Annotated in this window: 15 protein-coding genes; 10 read left to right on the top strand and 5 right to left on the bottom strand. The window is 51.1% G+C overall.

The genetic code is table 11. The features are described from left to right. Nucleotides 1–15 precede the first annotated feature (15 nt). The 3 genes from QLH52_RS09465 (at nt 16) to QLH52_RS09455 (ending at nt 5,504) form a co-directional block, all read left to right on the top strand. Complete coding sequence (locus tag QLH52_RS09465) at nt 16–3,519, top strand: response regulator (protein WP_319961372.1); 3,504 nt, start codon at nt 16–18, stop codon at nt 3,517–3,519. A 122-nt stretch (nt 3,520–3,641) separates the two neighbouring features. After that, entirely contained in the window at nt 3,642–4,649 is a 1,008-nt protein-coding gene (locus tag QLH52_RS09460; protein WP_205454026.1) for a cytochrome-c peroxidase, read from the top strand. A gap of 321 nt (nt 4,650–4,970) precedes the next feature. After that, nucleotides 4,971–5,504: a hypothetical protein gene (locus tag QLH52_RS09455; protein WP_319961371.1), complete on the top strand. Its 534-nt coding sequence runs from the start codon at nt 4,971–4,973 to the stop codon at nt 5,502–5,504. Between the two features lie 372 nt (nt 5,505–5,876). Here QLH52_RS09455 and QLH52_RS09450 read toward each other — a convergent pair whose 3' ends face one another. Continuing rightward, complete coding sequence (locus QLH52_RS09450; RefSeq protein WP_033158105.1) at nt 5,877–6,455, bottom strand: beta-class carbonic anhydrase; 579 nt, start codon at nt 6,453–6,455, stop codon at nt 5,877–5,879. 155 nt (nt 6,456–6,610) lie between these two features. On the opposite strand from QLH52_RS09450, the gene QLH52_RS09445 reads away from it, so the two are divergent. Beyond that, the gene (locus tag QLH52_RS09445; protein WP_319961370.1) at nt 6,611–7,495 is read left to right on the top strand and encodes a LysR family transcriptional regulator; all 885 of its coding nucleotides are present in this window, start codon (nt 6,611–6,613) and stop codon (nt 7,493–7,495) included. A gap of 308 nt (nt 7,496–7,803) precedes the next feature. Continuing rightward, on the top strand, nt 7,804–8,211 hold the full coding sequence (locus tag QLH52_RS09440) for a hypothetical protein (protein ID WP_319961369.1): 408 nt from the start codon (nt 7,804–7,806) through the stop codon (nt 8,209–8,211). Nucleotides 8,212–8,332: 121 nt separating this feature from the next. On the opposite strand, the gene QLH52_RS09435 is transcribed toward QLH52_RS09440, so the two are convergent. The 4 genes from QLH52_RS09435 to QLH52_RS09420 form a co-directional block, all read right to left on the bottom strand. Beyond that, nucleotides 8,333–9,076 (bottom strand): hypothetical protein, encoded by a 744-nt coding sequence (locus tag QLH52_RS09435; RefSeq protein WP_319961368.1) that lies wholly within the window; start codon nt 9,074–9,076, stop codon nt 8,333–8,335. An 80-nt stretch (nt 9,077–9,156) separates the two neighbouring features. Beyond that, nucleotides 9,157–9,672, bottom strand: a complete 516-nt coding sequence (locus tag QLH52_RS09430; RefSeq protein WP_319961367.1) for a hypothetical protein — start codon at nt 9,670–9,672, stop codon at nt 9,157–9,159. Nucleotides 9,673–9,963: 291 nt separating this feature from the next. Next, nucleotides 9,964–10,866 carry a carbohydrate kinase family protein gene (locus QLH52_RS09425; RefSeq protein ID WP_319961366.1) on the bottom strand — a complete coding sequence of 301 codons (903 nt, stop codon included), beginning with the start codon at nt 10,864–10,866 and terminating at the stop codon, nt 9,964–9,966. Further along, nucleotides 10,863–12,341 carry a RimK family protein gene (locus QLH52_RS09420; RefSeq protein ID WP_319961365.1) on the bottom strand — a complete coding sequence of 493 codons (1,479 nt, stop codon included), beginning with the start codon at nt 12,339–12,341 and terminating at the stop codon, nt 10,863–10,865. Before QLH52_RS09420 ends, QLH52_RS09425 begins: the two co-directional genes overlap by 4 nt. Before the next feature lie 161 nt (nt 12,342–12,502). Here QLH52_RS09420 and QLH52_RS09415 point away from each other — a divergent pair, with 161 nt between their 5' ends. The 5 genes from QLH52_RS09415 (at nt 12,503) to QLH52_RS09395 (ending at nt 17,611) form a co-directional block, all read left to right on the top strand. After that, complete coding sequence (locus tag QLH52_RS09415; protein ID WP_319961364.1) at nt 12,503–13,600, top strand: DUF2817 domain-containing protein; 1,098 nt, start codon at nt 12,503–12,505, stop codon at nt 13,598–13,600. Further along, a complete protein-coding gene (locus tag QLH52_RS09410; RefSeq protein WP_319961363.1) occupies nt 13,597–14,715 on the top strand; it encodes a GNAT family N-acetyltransferase/peptidase C39 family protein in 1,119 nt (372 codons plus the stop codon). Before QLH52_RS09415 ends, QLH52_RS09410 begins: the two co-directional genes overlap by 4 nt. Before the next feature lie 79 nt (nt 14,716–14,794). Further along, nucleotides 14,795–14,950, top strand: coding sequence for a hypothetical protein (locus QLH52_RS09405; protein WP_165786416.1), 156 nt, complete (start codon nt 14,795–14,797; stop codon nt 14,948–14,950). Nucleotides 14,951–15,078: 128 nt separating this feature from the next. Further along, on the top strand, nt 15,079–16,263 hold the full coding sequence (gene alaC, locus QLH52_RS09400) for an alanine transaminase (RefSeq protein WP_171694934.1): 1,185 nt from the start codon (nt 15,079–15,081) through the stop codon (nt 16,261–16,263). A 37-nt stretch (nt 16,264–16,300) separates the two neighbouring features. Next, complete coding sequence (locus QLH52_RS09395) at nt 16,301–17,611, top strand: homoserine dehydrogenase (protein ID WP_319961362.1); 1,311 nt, start codon at nt 16,301–16,303, stop codon at nt 17,609–17,611. Nucleotides 17,612–17,613: the final 2 nt, after the last annotated feature.

The following is a 17,613-nucleotide window of genomic DNA, read 5'->3' as shown; positions in this document are numbered from 1 at the left end:
TCACTCCAGAATCCCATGACAAACCAGGCTGAATTTAAACGCGATCTGACCATAAAAACCAAGCTGGTGCTGATCATGTTGGCAACCAGCATCTTGTCCCTGCTGCTGGCGGGGGCCGGTTTTATTGCCCAGGAACACATGCGGGTAAAAGAGGATATGGGCCGGGATTTGAGTTCTCTGGCTCGTATCATTGCCAATCGCAGTACCGTGGCCTTGTCCTTCAATGACAGCAGCGTCGCCAACGCCACTTTGGCCGCTTTAAGCGTCAAGCAGAGCGTGGTTTCGGCCTGTATTTACGATAGCGCCAATCAGCTGTTTGCGCTTTACGAGCCTGGCTTGGCTTGTCCGCTGCAACATCCGGAGCCTTCGGCTAGCGAGCGGCCGCGATTAGACGATGCCTATTGCACCATAAGCGAAACGATAGCCTTGGACGGCCGCACCTTGGGAAGGGTTTGGATAGCCTCCAGCCTGGCTGAGCTGGATTCCTTATGGCGGGATTTTTTGGCTGCGGCGATGGGCATTGTGATGTTATCCGGTCTGTTCGCCTTGCTATTGGCTTCCAGTTTGCAGCAAGTGGTGTCCGGTCCGCTGGTCAGGTTGAAGAAAACCGTCGAAACGATCAACAGTGAAAAGAACTACACCTTGCGCGCCGCACAAGAGAGTAACGATGAATTGGGTGCGCTGATTCAAGCCTTCAACACGATGATAGCCACCATCGAAGCTCGCGATAGCGAACTGTTGGCTTTGAACCGGCAGCTTGCCGAGAACGAAAAACTATTGGCCAGCATCAACGAAGGTTTGGAAGAGCGCGTGGCTGCCCGTACCACGGAGTTGGCGGAAATTAACGCCAAATTGGCGCATAACAGCGTAATGCTGGCGACGGTGCTGGATAGCATGTCGCAGGGCTTGATAGCCTTTGACAGCAATTTAAAGTTATTGGTTTGGAATAAAAAGCTCAGCGAGGTACGCGGTTATCCGGAAAGCATGCTGGCAGTGGGCAGGGACCATGCCGATTTCGTGCAATTTGATTTAACCGATCCGCAGTTGCGTTTCCGTGATCCCGATACCGAACTGCGGCAATTGCTGGAAGAAATAAGACATTTTCGGCCGCACAATTTTACTCGGCAAAGATTGGACAACCGGGTCATCGAGATCAGCGGCGGGCCGATAGCCGATGGCGGTTTCGTCAGTACTTACGAGGATGTGACCTTACGCAAACAGGCCGAGCTGGCGTTGAAAGAGGCTCGGGACGCCGCCCAGTCAGCCACCCAGACTAAAAGCCAGTTTCTGGCGAATATGTCGCACGAGATTCGCACGCCGATGAACGGCGTGCTGGGTATGTTGCATCTGGCTTTGCAGACCGAATTGACCGCGTCGCAACGCAATTATTTGGCAAAAGCCCACAGTTCCGCACGTACCTTATTGGGGATTCTTAACGATATTCTGGATTTTTCCAAAATCGAGGCCGGTAAATTGGCGCTGGAAGAAACCGAATTTCGCTTCGATAGCGTGGTGGAGCAATTGGCTGACATGATCGGTTACCAAGCCGGCTTGAAAGGTATCGAGTTTCTGATTCGTCACGATCCGCAAATTCCGCCGGTGTTGTTGGGTGATCCCTTGCGTTTCGGCCAGGTGTTGACCAATTTATGCGGTAACGCGCTGAAATTCACCGAAGCCGGCGAATTGGAACTGGCATTCTATTGCCTAGCCAAAACCGATAGCACTATCGATTTGCGGGTATCGGTCAGAGATACCGGCATCGGTATGGCGGAAGACGATCAGAAAAAACTGTTTCAAGAGTTTACCCAAGCCGATCAGGGCACCAGCCGGCGCTTTGGCGGCACAGGTTTAGGTTTGGCCATCTGTAAAACCCTGGTGGAAATGATGCAGGGCCGGATCTGGATCGAGCAGTCGCAACTGGGCCAGGGCACAACCTTTTGTTTTACCGTGCGCTTGGGCGTTGCTAAGGATACTTTGCTGCATCAAGACGCGCTGGAGCAAAGCATAGGCGTGTTGCTGGCCGAGGTGCGGGTATTGGTGGTGGATGACAACGAGGCCTCCCGGGAAATCATCAGCGATATGTTGCGGCCGTTTCAGCTACGGGTGAGCTGTTCGGCCAGTGCGGCCGGGGCGCTGAGAGCGTTGCGGGAGGCGCCGGCCGATCAGCCTTTCGATGTGGTGTTGATGGACTGGAAAATGCCGGGTATGAACGGCGATGAGGCGATCAGGCAGATTCGCGCCGACACCAGCCTGATGCCGCAGCCCAAGATTATCATGGTCACCGCTTACGGCAGCGAAGATGTGATGGTATTGGCGGGCCGGGCCGGTATCGATGGCTTTTTGATCAAACCGGTATCGCCGTCCTCCTTACTGGATGCGATTTTGTCCGCGCTGGGCCGCGGCCGGGTGCTTGGGGCGGTGGATAAATTTAAGCAATTGGGTGGGGCCGATATTGCCGGTATCAAGCAACTGCAAGGGATTCGGTTGTTACTGGTGGAAGATAACGAAATCAACCGCGAATTTGCCTGCGAATTGCTGCGCAGCCACGAGATTGAGGTTGACGAAGCGGTGAACGGCGAAGAAGCGGTCAGCATGGTTAGGCAGCATCATTACGATGCGGTCTTGATGGACATCCAGATGCCGGTGCTGGACGGCTTGCAAGCCACCGTCAAAATTCGGGCCTTGGCAGAATCCGAGAACGATCAACGTTTTGCAACTATGCCCATCATCGCGATGACCGCCCATGCCATGGCCCGCGATGTCGAGAAAAGCCTGGAGGCAGGTATGAACGATCACGTTACGAAACCGATTGATCCCGACCGGTTATTCAAAGCATTGGCAACCTGGATTCCGCTCACGGCCGACGGCGAACAGAGCCAGGAGGCGGCGCGGATTTATCAAGCTGCCGATTATCCCGAAGATTTACAAACCTTGACCAGCCTGGATATTGTGCAAGGCATACGCCGGATCGGCGGTAATCCGGAGGCCTATCGCAAACAGTTATACCGTTTTAAAGAACACTACCCGGATGCGGTCGCCGAGATTCGCGGCTTGATCAATACCGGGGAACTCAAACAGGCTGAAGAGCGTTGCCACGCCTTGAAAGGGGTTAGCGGCAATCTGGGGGCGACGGATTTATTCGAAGCCGCCGCCGGTGTGGATATTGTCCTTAAGCAAAATCAAATACCGCCCGCTGAACACTTGCAGTACATGGAAGGATTTTTGCGCCAAGTCATCGGGCAAATTGAGGTCTTGCAAGCACTGGCGAGCAGCCAAGCGCCCGACACGGATCCACTTGTGACAGGGGTTACCGACGCAGAGATAGCGGCGGATTTACAGACATTGTCGCGATTGCTGGAAAGCGATCTAGGCGCGGCCGAAGCCATGTTGGAGCAATTACAGCGTAGTATGGCTGGTCATCAGTATTTGCCCTTGCTGGAGGACATCGCCAAAAAAATCGACCGATTTGCCATTGACGAGGCACTGGCGCAACTGAGCGAGTTGCTGCAAAAACTTTAACGCCAGCCTAACCCCGGCTTTGCAGCGTGCGGTCGATAACGATGCAATTTAATTTACCTGCCCAGCGTCAATATCTTACAATTCGGTAGCCCACGGCTAAAATAATTACTTAGGAGGATCTCATGTTTAAATTTCGTATGCTGGTTTCTGCGATAGCGCTGACTGGTTCGATGTCTGTTATGGCGGCGGATGCGCTGCCCACCACGGCGCCAGCGCCTGCCAACAACCCCACAACCCCCGAAAAAGTTGAACTGGGTAAAATGCTGTATCACGATCCGCGTCTGTCTTCCACGGGCACCGTTTCTTGCGCGTCTTGCCACAACACCATGCTGGGCGGCGAAGATAACCGGCCCAACTCCATGGGCGTCAACGGCCAAACCGGCGGCCGCAGTGCACCAACGGTCTGGAATGCGGCATTCAACAAAGTGCAATTCTGGGACGGCCGCGCCGACAGCCTGGAAGCGCAAGCGGCGGGTCCAGTCACCAACCCTATCGAAATGGGTATGAAAAGCTGGGATGACGTGGTTGCTCGCTTGAAAACCATCAAAGGCTATCGCCATGCTTTCGAAGTGGCCTTCGGTAGCGATGCCGAAGCTATTACCAAAGACAACGCCACCAAAGCGATTGCCGCCTACGAAAGAACTTTGATTACACCGAATAGCGCTTACGACAAATATGTCAAAGGCGATAAAGACGCCTTGACCGAACAGCAGGAACGCGGTCTGAAAAAAGCCGTGGAACTGGGTTGCACCAGTTGCCACAGTGGTCCGGCCTTTAACGGCCCAGGGGTATTCCAAAAATTCCCTGTTAACCCTAGCGGCTACTTCGAAGCGCAATACCACTTCCAAAAAGACAAAGGCTTGGCTGAAGTCACCAAAAAAGAAAGCGACGAGCACCTGTTTAAAGTGCCGACTCTGCGTAACGTCGCTTTGACTGCACCTTATATGCACAACGGTTCGGTAAAAACCTTGGATAAAGCTGTTTGGTTAATGGCTAAACTGCAATTAAATCAAGAGTTGTCCGATGCTGATGTGGCTGACATCGTCGCGTTTTTGAATGCGCTGACCGGTGAATTCCCAGCGCAAACCATGCCGCAATTGCCAGGAACACCGGGTTCCAGCTTTAACTGAGTTTTATCAGGTAGTTAAAGATTAAGGGGGCCGCAAGGCCCCTTTTTTTGTCAAAATACTTCCCTCACGGGGCACAATACGCAATGTAGATTAAGAGTGTTGGGTACTTTAAGTCGTTTCCAGGGCAAAGTTATTGGACGGTTTGCCAACTTTTGCATGGTGAGAATACGTTGACCCTGATTTTATTTGAAGGGTCGCCAAAGCATATTACCGAACAAGCACCGGCAAGCCGAAAATAATCATTGCGGGAAAATATTACCGTTTCGCTGATAGGCAAAGATATGTATAACCTTATCTTTACCATCTGCTTGGGGGCTTTTTATGAAAAAATACTTAACGATAATATGCCTGGTCATCGCGTCATTTTCATTTCAAGTTAATGCGTCAACTTTAAGTTGGAGCACAATTACCGGTTACGGCCCTATTCTTGGAAGTTTGCAATCAGGGCAAAATTCGCCGCAGGATCTATTCGGCATAGTAACCGGCCTACGTATTGAGACCAATGTGCTTGACGATTGGACTTTTAATTTACACAACAGCAGTCAAGTTAGGGTTTCAGTGAGTTCCCTAGAAGCTAACACTGGGAGTCTGTTATACGCCGTCAACTTGGATGGAAGTCCATTGGCTAAAAGTGCCGGACCTGCCGATGAAGCTTGGTCCTTTGACGGTATATTGACTGCCGGCTCTCACACGATAAATATTCTGGGTATCGCCATTTCCCTGGAGAGCACAAGTGGCTACCAAGTTAATGTTAGCGCCATGAATGCAGTTGTTCCTATCCCGGCGGTTGGGTGGGTTTTCAGCTTTTTTCTGTTTTATATGTTCCGAAATATGCCGCGCCGTCGAGGTTATTGATGCTGGGTATAACAAATGGATGCAATCTTTCCGCTGTCTCCGCGGGACCAACAAAGACTCTGAACGCCGGTAAGGATTTGTGTTCCGTTGCCACTTCAGGTAGTTGGATATTGCAAAGCTTCTACGACAAAACCGCTGATATTTCTGCGGCGTTTTGCGATTGAGTCTTCGGGCGGTAAGTCCAATAGACTTTTGATTTTCAGCTAAGCAAAAGCTGACAATTTTAGGATTGGCGATTAAATCGCTCCCGCATTTGCGGGAGCGCATTGCTTAAAGTAGCGTAACTTTGAGTCCTATCACTTCACTTTCTACGGGAATGCCTCTGTCTATTTCGCAATAGAACAGACGGATTCCTAAGGCTGGCAGCAAATTTTAGCTGGCTTGGCCGGCGGCAGTCGCTTCCGGTACTTCGATTAAACGGCCGGTTTTGACGTCGTAAACATAACCGTAAACCGGAATATCGCTAGGCACCAACGAATGGGCTTTGATGCGTTTCACATCTTCCAACACGCTTTCGGCTTGGTTTTTGATGGTCAGCCAATTGATGTATTTGCCGTCGGTGGAGCCAGGGCCAACGCCGCTGTCGTGCCAACCGGTGGCATCGACGCTGGCGGTTTTCAAACTGCTGGCGAGCAAGTCGCTCATGATGTCGTTGGTAAAGGTTTCCATACCGCAGTCGGTGTGATGAATCACAAACCATTCCTTGGTGCCGAGCAATTTGTAGGAAATAACCAGGGAGCGAATCGCGTCGTCGCTGGCGCGGCCGCCGGCGTTCCGGATCACGTGGGCGTCGCCTTCGGATAAACCGGCGTACTTTGCCGGGTCCAGGCGGGCGTCCATACAGGTCAGTATGGCAAACTGACGAGCAGGGGGCATAGCCAAATCGCCTTTAGTGAAACTGGATACATAATCGCGGTTGGCTAACAGTACTTCGTTGTGAATTTTGCTCATAAAAACCTCGGTGCATGAAAAAACGTCTGGTCTGAATGTCAAACCAGACGAGGTAACGACTATCTCCGGGCGGCATTGTAGCCAAGCGGCATTCTGGTTTAAAGACGCTATTTGGTTTATAAAATATAAACTTTAAGTTTATATTGAGTGCCGCGATGGATAAATTTAACAACATGCGTGTTTTTTGCCGGATAGTCGAGCTAGGCACTTTCTCGGCAGTCGCTAAAGAACTGAAGCTTTCTACCATGATGATTAGCAAATACATTGCCCAATTGGAAGCGTCTCTGGGGGTGGTGCTATTGCATCGCACTACCCGCAGTTTAAGTCTGACTAGTGCCGGCGAAGCCTACTATAACCGCAGCAAGCAATTGCTGGAAGATTTAGCCGATTTGGAAGCATCTACCGCACAATCAGGCGAGCGGGTAAAAGGCACCATTAAAATCAGCGCGCCTATCGATTTCGGCGGCATGTACATGGTGCCGGCCATCGACGCTTACATAAAGCGCTATCCGGAAGTGAAGATTTTAATGTCGCTGGATAACAAACCGCCGAATTTGCGGGTGGGCAGTTTCGATATTTCCCTGTTAGTGACCGATACCCTGGACCCCGGCGTGGTGGCGCGCAAAATTGCCGAGACTGAACTCTGTACCTACGCTGCGCCGGCCTATCTAGCCGAAAAAGGTTATCCGCAAACCATAGACGAACTGAGCCATCATCAATGCCTGCATTATGTGGACACGCCCCACGGCGAGTTTTGGTTGTTCAACGTCGACGGCGAATTGAAGAAAATCAAATCCGATTGGGTGCTGGCGTCCAATAACGGGCGCGCGCTATGTCAGGCAGCAGCCTTGGGTATGGGCATCGTGCAGGCGCCTAGACTATCGGTAGCTCCGTATTTACAAAGTGGCGAACTGGTGGAAATCCTCAGGCAATATCGCCGGCCGGCCATCGCCATTTACGCCACCTATCTGCAACGGCGCTTTTATCCAGCCAAATTGACTACGTTTATCGATTTTTTGTTGGACTACTTCGAGCGGTAGCAGGCTTTAGGAGTCTGCTGACTTTTGATACGAAGAACGAAATATTTCGGTTAACGTGATGGAGAAAGTTCGGTGAAAAGTCGACAACAGCATATCGACTGTCAATGACTGCAACGATGGGGGGCTGTTGTAGCCTCGATTAAGCGTAAGCGGAATCGAGGGCGTCGGATACCGGCGACCATACCCGCATCGGCAATTGAAAGGAGTTGGCCTTCGAAACCTCGATTCCATCGAGGCTACTTGCTTATGCTTGACTTTATGCGCGTTATTTCTAAGTATAAAAAAACAACACATAGAAAGGTAATAACATGAACGTAAAATTGAAAACACACTCGCTTGCGGGTTTTTTAGTGCTGTTTTTAATTGCTGCGAACCCTGTTGCAGCTGTTACAGAAACTCAAATGGCGTTGACGACCGAAGCAACTAATGAGGCCATTGTTAACCTTGAAGCGGCATTGAAAGCCGTGTCTGAGAATAGGCTGGATGAGGCACAAAATTATGTTGATGCCACGCGGAGCTCTGCCAGCGACATCTTGGGAAGGTGCTCGGTTGAAGCAAAAAAAGAACGCGGCGCCAACGCACTTACCAATGCGCGTCGACAGATTAAAAACGGTGATTCGGTAGCTGCTGAGGCTTCATTAAAAGAAGCGATTAAAATTTTTAAATCTTTATTAATGTTCGTTAATGATACCGCGCAACCGAGATTGTTTAAATGATTCAAATCACCTGATGTCGAGCTGCCATTGATAGGCGGGAGCCGGCCAAAAGTTGACCGCTAGCTTAGAATTGCGAACGACCGAACCCGAATCGATAACAGCTATTCAGCGCTTATATGGATTAATAACTTGTACATGTAACAAAATTGCCAAGAACAGAGCAATTAGTAGTTCTTATGGGATTGGTAACAATATATGTAGGTTGACTTGCGGAATAGACAATGATCGCTTGCGCTAACTCAAGTTCGGCTTTTGCTATCTCACCAACCGTTTCAAAAAATGATTGAGCTAACTTTTTGCTAACCCTGCCAACTTCAGAAATAAAAGCACTATCCGAGTCGTTTTCCTCCTTTTGTGCAAGACGCCGCTCTAAGTCATCGGCCCATTGTTTGAGCTCAATTTTTAGGTCGTTTCGCATTTGCAATATTTTGTTATTAACATGTCCATATGTAGGGCGAGTCGAAACAACTTCATTTACTAACGAAATTTGGTTTTTGAGCGCGTGAGACAATACGATTGCATAGCCGGGGTCTACATTTCCAGCATCTTGAATTTGCTTGGCCATGCAATATTGATATTCGCCATACCAATCAATACCTAATTGAATGTCTGATTCAGACATTGCTTCTTTATCATGCAATTGGGTGTCGCTTGGCATTTGACCAAATGCGACGGCTAACTTATCGTAAATCCGGCTGAATTTAGGATTTTTCTGGATAGGAGCCCTGCAAGCTTCCGCTTTTTCAATTACATCTTTAGCTTTAATGCCAATACGGATACGTTCAGACTGAGTTTTTATTGTTGAGCATCCTGCAATAGCGGAAAAAAGGCATAAGGCCAATAAAATCTTTATTGTCTTTTCCATTGATGTTCCTTGAATACCTTTGATTATTAAAATGACAGTGACAACAAATTCTTAGTTTGATAAAAACGACTGAGTGTAAATTATTGTGACAAACTTGCTATCACTCCTGTCCAATCAACATGATCTTTCATCATATTAAAATAATTTAGATCTAGATACCGACCTTTAAATTTACACTCACATAAATTTACAGCAGCCTCTATTGCTTCTTTAAGCTCTGATTTTGACCTTCGATCTTTGATATTTATGTCTTCAATGATTTTCGGGCTCTTTCTACAGTACAACTTTTTCCTTGACTTCACTATTCTCTTAACATCATGCTGCCAATATTCAACACGAATTTGACTGTGATATAGATATAAACGTAAATAACCAACTATTTCGTTGTACAACCAAGGACCACCAAATTCTCGACAAAGCACTCCGACTAATGATGAATCTGGATGAATATTTCCTGGATTTTTCAAATTATATTGAAGCATTTGCTCGTAGCCTTCGTAGGTCGGTACGCTTTTTCGGATAAAATCTTCCATCTGCTCGTTATACTTGACTTCAGAAATTCGATATACAGGGATTTCAAAAAAGTAATTGTTCATTTGATATGTATTAATATGGTTACCTCAACTCAATGAACTGTTTGTTGGACATATAAATTTTTTTCCCGTATAGCAGTAATAATGGCTGGTAAAGGTCTAATGGCAGCCATTGAATCGCTTCGAGCGATAGACAGCAATGGATAGATAGCGTCAAATTGCCTCCCACGCACTAAATTTTAACCTTGCACAATCCTATAAGTATTCAGTGCCGAGCCAATCGCTTATTCAATATTTGCATCGCTCGATTATCGGGTTGGTAACCCGAATATCCGAGAAGCCTCCAGTTTATTCTTAGTCATGGTTTGTCAGCCAGCTAGCCAGCAAGTTTTGATGCTCACTCAAGCTAGGTAAACCCGGTCTCGCCCCCATCCGCGAGCAGCAAAACGCGCCGGCCACGCTGGCGTAGCGCAATAATTCCATCCAGTTCAAACCCTTGGCAAGACCTGCGGCAAAGGCGCCGTGAAACGCATCGCCAGCGCCGGTGGTGTCTATGGCGACGATAGGCGGTGCGTTGAGGTTGCCTTGTTCCTGACCGCGTTGCCAGATCAGGCCGCGTTCGCCCAGGGTAATGACTACCACCGGGGCAAGTTGCGCCAATTTGGATAAGGCCAGGTTTTCATCGCTGGCATATTGCAGTGCAAACTTTTCCGAACAAACTAAATAATCGACTTTAGTCATGAGAGCCCGCGTACCGTCGTGTAGGGAGCCGGCATCCAACACCGTCGGTATCGGCTTGCTTAGTTGCTCAAGACAGCGCACAGAAATATGCGGTTCATGGCCATCGAACAACAGCACTTTGGCTGCTAAACCGTCAAAGTCAATAGCGGTAGCGGTCAACGCGCTGGTTTGTCCCTTGTAATTGATTAACGCGCGCTGCCCGTTGGGTTTTACCAGTACCGTCGATAATGGCGTTGGCGATGCGCCGCGCACTACCCAGCGGCTATCGACGCCATGGTCTTGCAACTCCCGCAAATGACTGTCGCCGTATACGTCATTACCCAAATAACCGCAAAAACCGGCCTTGCCGCCTAGTTTGGCGACCGTGACGGCGGCGTTGGCGGCCGGTCCGCCGCCGCAGCCCAGCAAGTCATCGGCGACGATTTTTTCATCGGCGCCGGGATGATGCTGCACCGAAAATACCAAGTCGTAACTGGCATGGCCGATACAAAGTACGTCGAGTGGTATGGCGGTCATTGCGCGACTCCTTTACTGCGATTGTCCATGCGCCTTAGGAATTCGCTCATGATGGCTTTATACAATTCATCGCCCAGATACTTGTCTTCTACGCCGCTGTCGATGCTGGGGTTATCGTTGACCTCGATCACATAGCCTTTACCCTTAATTTCTTTGACATCGACGCCGTACAAACCGTTACCTATCGGTTGCGTTGCCCGTAATGCCGCGTCCAGCACGCCTTTGGGGACTTCGAAGGTGGGCAGGGTGTCGAAATTGCCGCTGTCGGTGCGTTTGGCGCCGTGCCGGTAGATTTGCCAATGGTTTTTAACCATGAAGTAGCGGCAGGCGTACAAGGCTTTTTGGTTGAAGATGCCGATGCGCCAATCGAAATCGGTGTACAAAAACTCCTGGGCCAGCAACAGCGCCGATTGCTCGAATAACTCGGCGACTTTGCTCTCCAGCTCCTGGCGGTTATGCACTTTGACGATGCCGCGCGAGAACGAGCCATCGGGAATTTTGATCACCACCGGATAACCGGCGCTGGCTTCCAGATTATCCAAGTGTTGGGTATTGCCCTTGTGCAAGATCCAGGTTTTCGGCGACGGGACTTTATGAGTGCGAAACAGGTCGGCCAGATAGACTTTATTTGCGCAGCGCAAAATGGAGGTGGGATCGTCGATGACCACCAAGCCTTCTGCTTCGGCTTTTTTTGCGAAACGGTAGGTGTGATGGTCGATGGCGGTGGTCTCGCGAATGAACAAGCCATCGAATTCCGGCAGGCGGCCGTAATGATTCAGGGTGATCAGTTCCACATCAATGCCCAATTGCCGGCCGGCATCGATAAATTTTTTCAGCGCACCGCGATTGCTGGGCGGTAATTGTTCGGAGGGGTTAATCAGAATCGCCAAATCATAGCGCGCGGTTTTTCGGGTCCGGCTTTTTCGCCAGACCTTTTTGCTGAAGCGATCCAGCGCATCGGCGAACAAGGTCTGCATGGCATCGTCCAACTGCCTGGGGGAAACGGCTTTTAGATCGGTGATTTGCCATTGCTGCTCAAAGCGCAAGCTGATTTCCAGAATCGGGCAGGCAAAACGCTCGAACAATAGCCGCGCCAATTCTTGAAAAGCCGGTTCCGGCGTGGTGCCGAAATAGCTATGCAGGGTAAATTCGCCGTTCTTGTTTTGATGTTTGAAAGCACGCGCCAGCGGCTGGTTTAGGTCTTCCAGTTGCAGGCGGTACAGGGCATTTTTGCCCAAGTCGTTGATGACTTTAACCGACGGAATCACATGGTGATTACGAGCCTCGGCGAGCAGAGAGCAATAATAGCCATCGGATAGATAGGTGTAACTGCTGCACAGGTTGATTACCCGCACCCGCTGATCGGGATCGGTTTGCTCGCTGGCCAGATAGTCTTCAAAGCTGACGACCTGATCGCTAGGGTAATAAGGATTCCAATCCGAAAGGTCGTCAACGACCAACAGCGTGCTTGCCATGGTAAAAATGCCCGAAAGGTTTGTGTTGGGCGGGGATTTTGAAACCAGTCGAGTATTAAGACAAGCCGAATTCTGCAATTCCCTCTGCTGCTGCCTATTGCTTGCGGCTTGGTGGTTTGCCACACTGTACAATTACCGTCTCCGAACAGTTGAGTATGCTGATGAGTTTGTCCCCCTACGGCACCGAAATCGATACCCGCGTATTCCCAGCCAGTTATGCCAAGGCGCGCCAGGCTTGGTTGTCGCTAATTACTGCGATGACAACTCCGTTGCGGCATGAGATTTATCAATGCGCCGGACTGGGGCCGGACGGCGAATCTTTGCTGACCGATACCGCCTGGATAGGCGATGAGCAAGCGGACAACGTGGTGGTGTGCCTTGCCGCGACGCACGGTGTGGAAGGCTTTGCGGGCAGCGCGATTCAGCTTGATCTGCTGCAAAGTTTAAGCAAACGCCAACTGAATATTCCAAATGATACGGCGCTATTGCTGGTCCACGCCTTAACGCCCTGGGGCTATGCCTGGTCGCGGCGCTGCGACGGCGACGGCGTAGATTTGAATCGCAATGCGGTAGATTTTTCGCAGCCCTTGCCGGAGAACCCGGATTACTACAAGTTGCGGGAATGGCTATTCGTGGCGGATGCCGGCCAAAGACAGCAGGTGTTTGCCGATTTTAGCCGGCAATACGGCCGAGTCGCGCTGGAAAAAGCCATCAGTGGCGGTCAATATCGCGATCCATGCGGGCCTTTTTACGGCGGCAGTGCGCCGGCGCATGGCCGGCTGGTCTGCGAGGATTTGATTCAACGTCACAATTTGGCGCAACGTCGTGTCGCCGTGGTGGATTTGCATACCGGCCTCGGTCCTTACGGTTACGGGGAAATTATCTGCGATCATCATCCTGATAGTGCCGGCGCGGCAGTCGCGCAACGCTGGTACGGCGATTCGGTGACCTTGCCGCTGGCGGGTACGTCCAGCTCGGTACCCAAGCTAGGCTTGTTGGATTATCTGTGGCACGCCAACATGAATCCGCAAAGTTGCTATGTGACGCTGGAGTTTGGCACTTACAGCACCGACCATTTGTTTGAAGTGCTGCTGCGCGATCATCAACTGTGGGCTGCTGAAGATATTAACGATCAGCGTTTTGCGCACAGTATGGAAATGCGCCGGCATTTCTGTCCCAACGACAACGCCTGGCAGGAAATGGTGCTGTTCCGCGCGCGGCAGGTGCTGGGTCAGGCGCTGCGCGGGGTGTCTTCGTGACAGCTTTAGCCAACGAGTTGGCGGTGCGTCCGGCGCAAAGTGCCGATCTGGAGGGCTTGGTAGCGTTGGAAAATGCCAGCTTTGCCACCGACAAATTAAGCAGGCGCAGTTTCCGGCATTGGTTGAGTTCCGACCACCGCGCCCTGTTATTAGCGGAATGGGCGGGGCTAGTGGCCGGCTATATTTTGATCATTTATCACCCAGGCACCCGCTTGGCCCGGATTTATTCGCTGGCCGTGGCGCCGCAGCTGCGCGGCAAGGGCATTGCCAAGACTTTAATGCTGGCCGGCGAGCAAGCCGCGCGCGATGATGGCCGCTTGTATTTGCGTCTGGAAGTGAGTGTGGATAACACGCCGGCCATTGGTTTATACGAGGCGCTGGGCTTTCAAAAATTTGGCTTGTACCGCGATTATTACCAAGACCATAAAGATGCCTTGCGCTACCAAAAGCGCATCCGCCGTTACCGTGATACCCCTCAGCATCGTTCGGTGCATTGGCTGCGGCAGACTACGCCGTTTACTTGCGGTCCGGCGGCGTTGATGATGGCGATGCACGCTTTGAATAAAAGCTATTTGCCGTCGCGCGAGCAGGAAATCGAGTTATGGCGGGAAGCCACTACTATTTTTATGACTTCCGGTCATGGCGGTTGCCATCCCATCGGTTTGGCCTTGGCTGCCAAACGCCGGCAATTCGCGGTGGAAGTGTGGATCAACCAAACCGGCTCCTTATTTATCGATAGCGTGCGCAGTGACGATAAAAAGCAAATTGTCGAGTTGGTCGATACCTGTTTCAAGCAGGAAGCGGCGGAGCAGGGTGTGGCAATACATTATGCCAACGTCACGCAGAACGATTTGATTGCCGCGTTCGAATCCGGGGCAATCCCGATCATTTTGATCAGTACCTTTTCGATGGATCGCAAAAAAGCCCCGCATTGGGTGGTGATGAGCGGCTTTGATAAGGATTGTTTGTACATGCACGATTCCGATCCGGACGACGGCCGGCAGAACGAATTGGATTGCCAGTTTATTCCGATTGCCCGCGAAGACTTTGATCGGATGTCCTGTTTTGGTAAATCGCGGTTGCGGACGGCGGTCATTGTTTGGCCGGCTGCTTAGTTCCAGCTTTTCATTCTCAGCTGCTTGCGCAAGCGTTACAATTGCCTTAGTAACCTATGTATTCACGAGACTTTAATCCATGAACAACCAGCAGCACGACGACAGCAAGAAAGTTAAAAATATTGCCGCAGTTTTGTACCTATTGGTGCTGGCTTTTCTGGTCGGCGGTTCTTATCTGCATCAGCAGAGCGCGGATAGCGCTCAAGTCCCGGCAACGACTGCCGCGCAACCTTAAATTTCGCCCGATCAGCATTTTCGGAAGCGTCTCGCTGCACCGAAATTGACATCGCCCTGCAACAACAGTACCTTAGCCGGCTTTCTTTTAGAAGCCGTCTTTAAAATTCAGAACCACAAGAGTGATTAATGGAAGAATTTCATCGTATTAGCCGCCTGCCGCCTTACGTTTTTAATATCGTCAACGAGCTGAAAGCCAAAGCCCGCGCGGAAGGCGAGGATGTTATCGATTTTGGCATGGGCAATCCGGACCAGCCCACCCCCAAACACATCCTCGATAAAATGCTGGAAGTGGCGCAGCGCGATGACACCCATCGTTATTCGGTTTCCAAGGGCATTCCGCGCTTACGGAAAGCGATTTGCGGTTGGTACAAGCGGCGTTTTGATGTTGATCTGGATTTCAATACCGAGGCGATTGTCACCATAGGCTCTAAGGAAGGCTTGTCGCATCTGGCTCTGGCCACCTTAGGCCCCGGCGATGTAGTGCTGGTGCCGAACCCGGCTTACCCGATTCATCCCTATGGCGTGGTGATTGCCGGCGCGGATATTCGCCATGTGCCGTTGACGCCAGGCGTCGATTTTTTCGAGGAATTACAAAAAGGCATAGCTGAATGTTGGCCTAAGCCGAAGATGTTGATTCTGAACTTTCCGGGCAATCCGACCTGCCAATGTGTGGAGCTGGATTTCTTTGAAAAGGTGGTGGCGATCTGCAAGGAACACAATATCTGGATCGTTCACGACATTGCTTACGCCGACATCGTGTTTGACGGCTACGTGGCACCGTCGATTCTGCAAGTTGAGGGCGCGAAAGACATCGCCGTCGAGTTTTTCTCGCTATCCAAAAGCTATAACATGCCCGGCTGGCGGGTCGGTTTCATGTGCGGTAACCCCACTTTGGTAGCGGCGTTGACCCGGATCAAATCCTATATGGACTACGGCACCTTCACACCGATTCAGGTGGCGGCGATCACTGCATTGGAAGGTCCGCAAGATTGCGTGAAAGAAATCTGCGATATGTATAAGGCGCGCCGCGATGTGTTGTGCGATGGCTTGAATGCGATGGGTTGGCATGTCGAAAAACCGAGGGCGACCATGTTTGTTTGGGCCAAAATTCCGGAAGCCTATCGGGAAATGGGTTCCATCGAATTTGCCAAAAAATTGATCATCGACGCCAAAGTAGCGGTGTCACCGGGTATTGGTTTTGGTCAACACGGCGACGATCATATCCGCTTCAGCTTGATCGAAAACGAGCACCGGACCCGCCAAGCCTTGCGCAGCATCCGCAATATGCTGAAAAAAGACAACGTAGTATAATCGCCGCCATTTTTGGGTATCACGCTAGGAGTCAGGTTTGAAGCCGGTAACAGTTGGGGTTTTGGGATTGGGTACCGTCGGTGGTGGCACCGTCAATGTACTGAAAAGGAATGCCGGGGAAATTGCTCGCCGGGCCGGCCGGGAAATTGTGGTTACCCGCGCTTCCGCGCGCGACCTGAGTCGGGCGCGGATTTGCGACACCGACGGCATCGCGTTGACCTGTGACCCGTTTGAGATCGTCAACGACCCGGACATCGATGTGATCGTTGAATTGATCGGTGGCTACGATCTGGCTAAACAACTGGTATTGACCGCGATTGCCAACGGCAAGCACGTGGTCACTGCCAATAAAGCGCTGATTGCCTTGCATGGCAACGAAATCTTTGCAGAAGCCAGCAAAAAAGGCGTGATGGTGTTGTTCGAAGCGGCAGTGGCCGGCGGGATCCCGATCATCAAAGCCATCCGCGAAGGCCTGGCCGGTAACCGCATCAAATGGCTGGCCGGCATTATCAACGGCACCGGCAATTTCATCCTCACCGAAATGCGCGACAAGGGCCGCGATTTTGCTGATGTATTGGCCGAGGCGCAAGCTTTGGGTTATGCCGAAGCCGATCCGACTTTCGATGTGGAGGGTATAGACGCCGGGCATAAATTGACCATTCTGGCGTCAATTGCCTTTGGTATTCCGTTGCAGTTTGAAAAAGTCTTTACCGAAGGCATTACCAAAATCACCCGTCTGGATGTCGAATACGCCGAAGCCCTGGGCTATCGGATAAAAAACTTGGGTATTGCCCGTAAGACCGAGGATGGCATCGAGTTGCGCGTGCATCCCACCTTAATTCCCAAGCGACGCTTGATCGCCAACGTTGACGGGGTGATGAATGCGGTATTGGTGTGCGGCGACGCCGTTGGTCCAACCTTATATTACGGTGCCGGCGCGGGCGCCGAGCCTACTGCGTCAGCCGTGGTAGCGGACTTGGTCGATGTAGTCCGAGCGATGACCAGCGATCCGGAGAACCGGGTGCCGCATCTGGCGTTCCAGGCCGATGCCATCGCCGACATTCCGGTATTGCCTGCTGAGCAAATCAAGACCGCCTATTACTTGCGCCTGACCGCCGAAGACAAGCCCGGCGTGTTAGCCGATGTGACCCGGATTTTGGCGGCGCACAACATCAGCATTGAAGCTTTGATTCAAAAAGAACCGCCGCAAGGCGAGACTTCGGTGCCGATCATCATGCTGACGCAACTGACGCTGGAAAAAGAAATGAACGCCGCGATTGCGGCCATCGAAGCGCTGGCGACAGTCAGCGGTAAAGTGGCGCGGATTCGCTTGGAAACTCTAGGATAATA

The organism is Methylomonas defluvii, from assembly GCF_033949435.1.
Taxonomy (GTDB): Bacteria; Pseudomonadota; Gammaproteobacteria; order Methylococcales; family Methylomonadaceae; genus Methylomonas; species Methylomonas defluvii.
The sequence above is the reverse complement of the archived record's forward strand: the minus strand, read 5'-3'. Positions and strand labels throughout refer to the sequence as shown.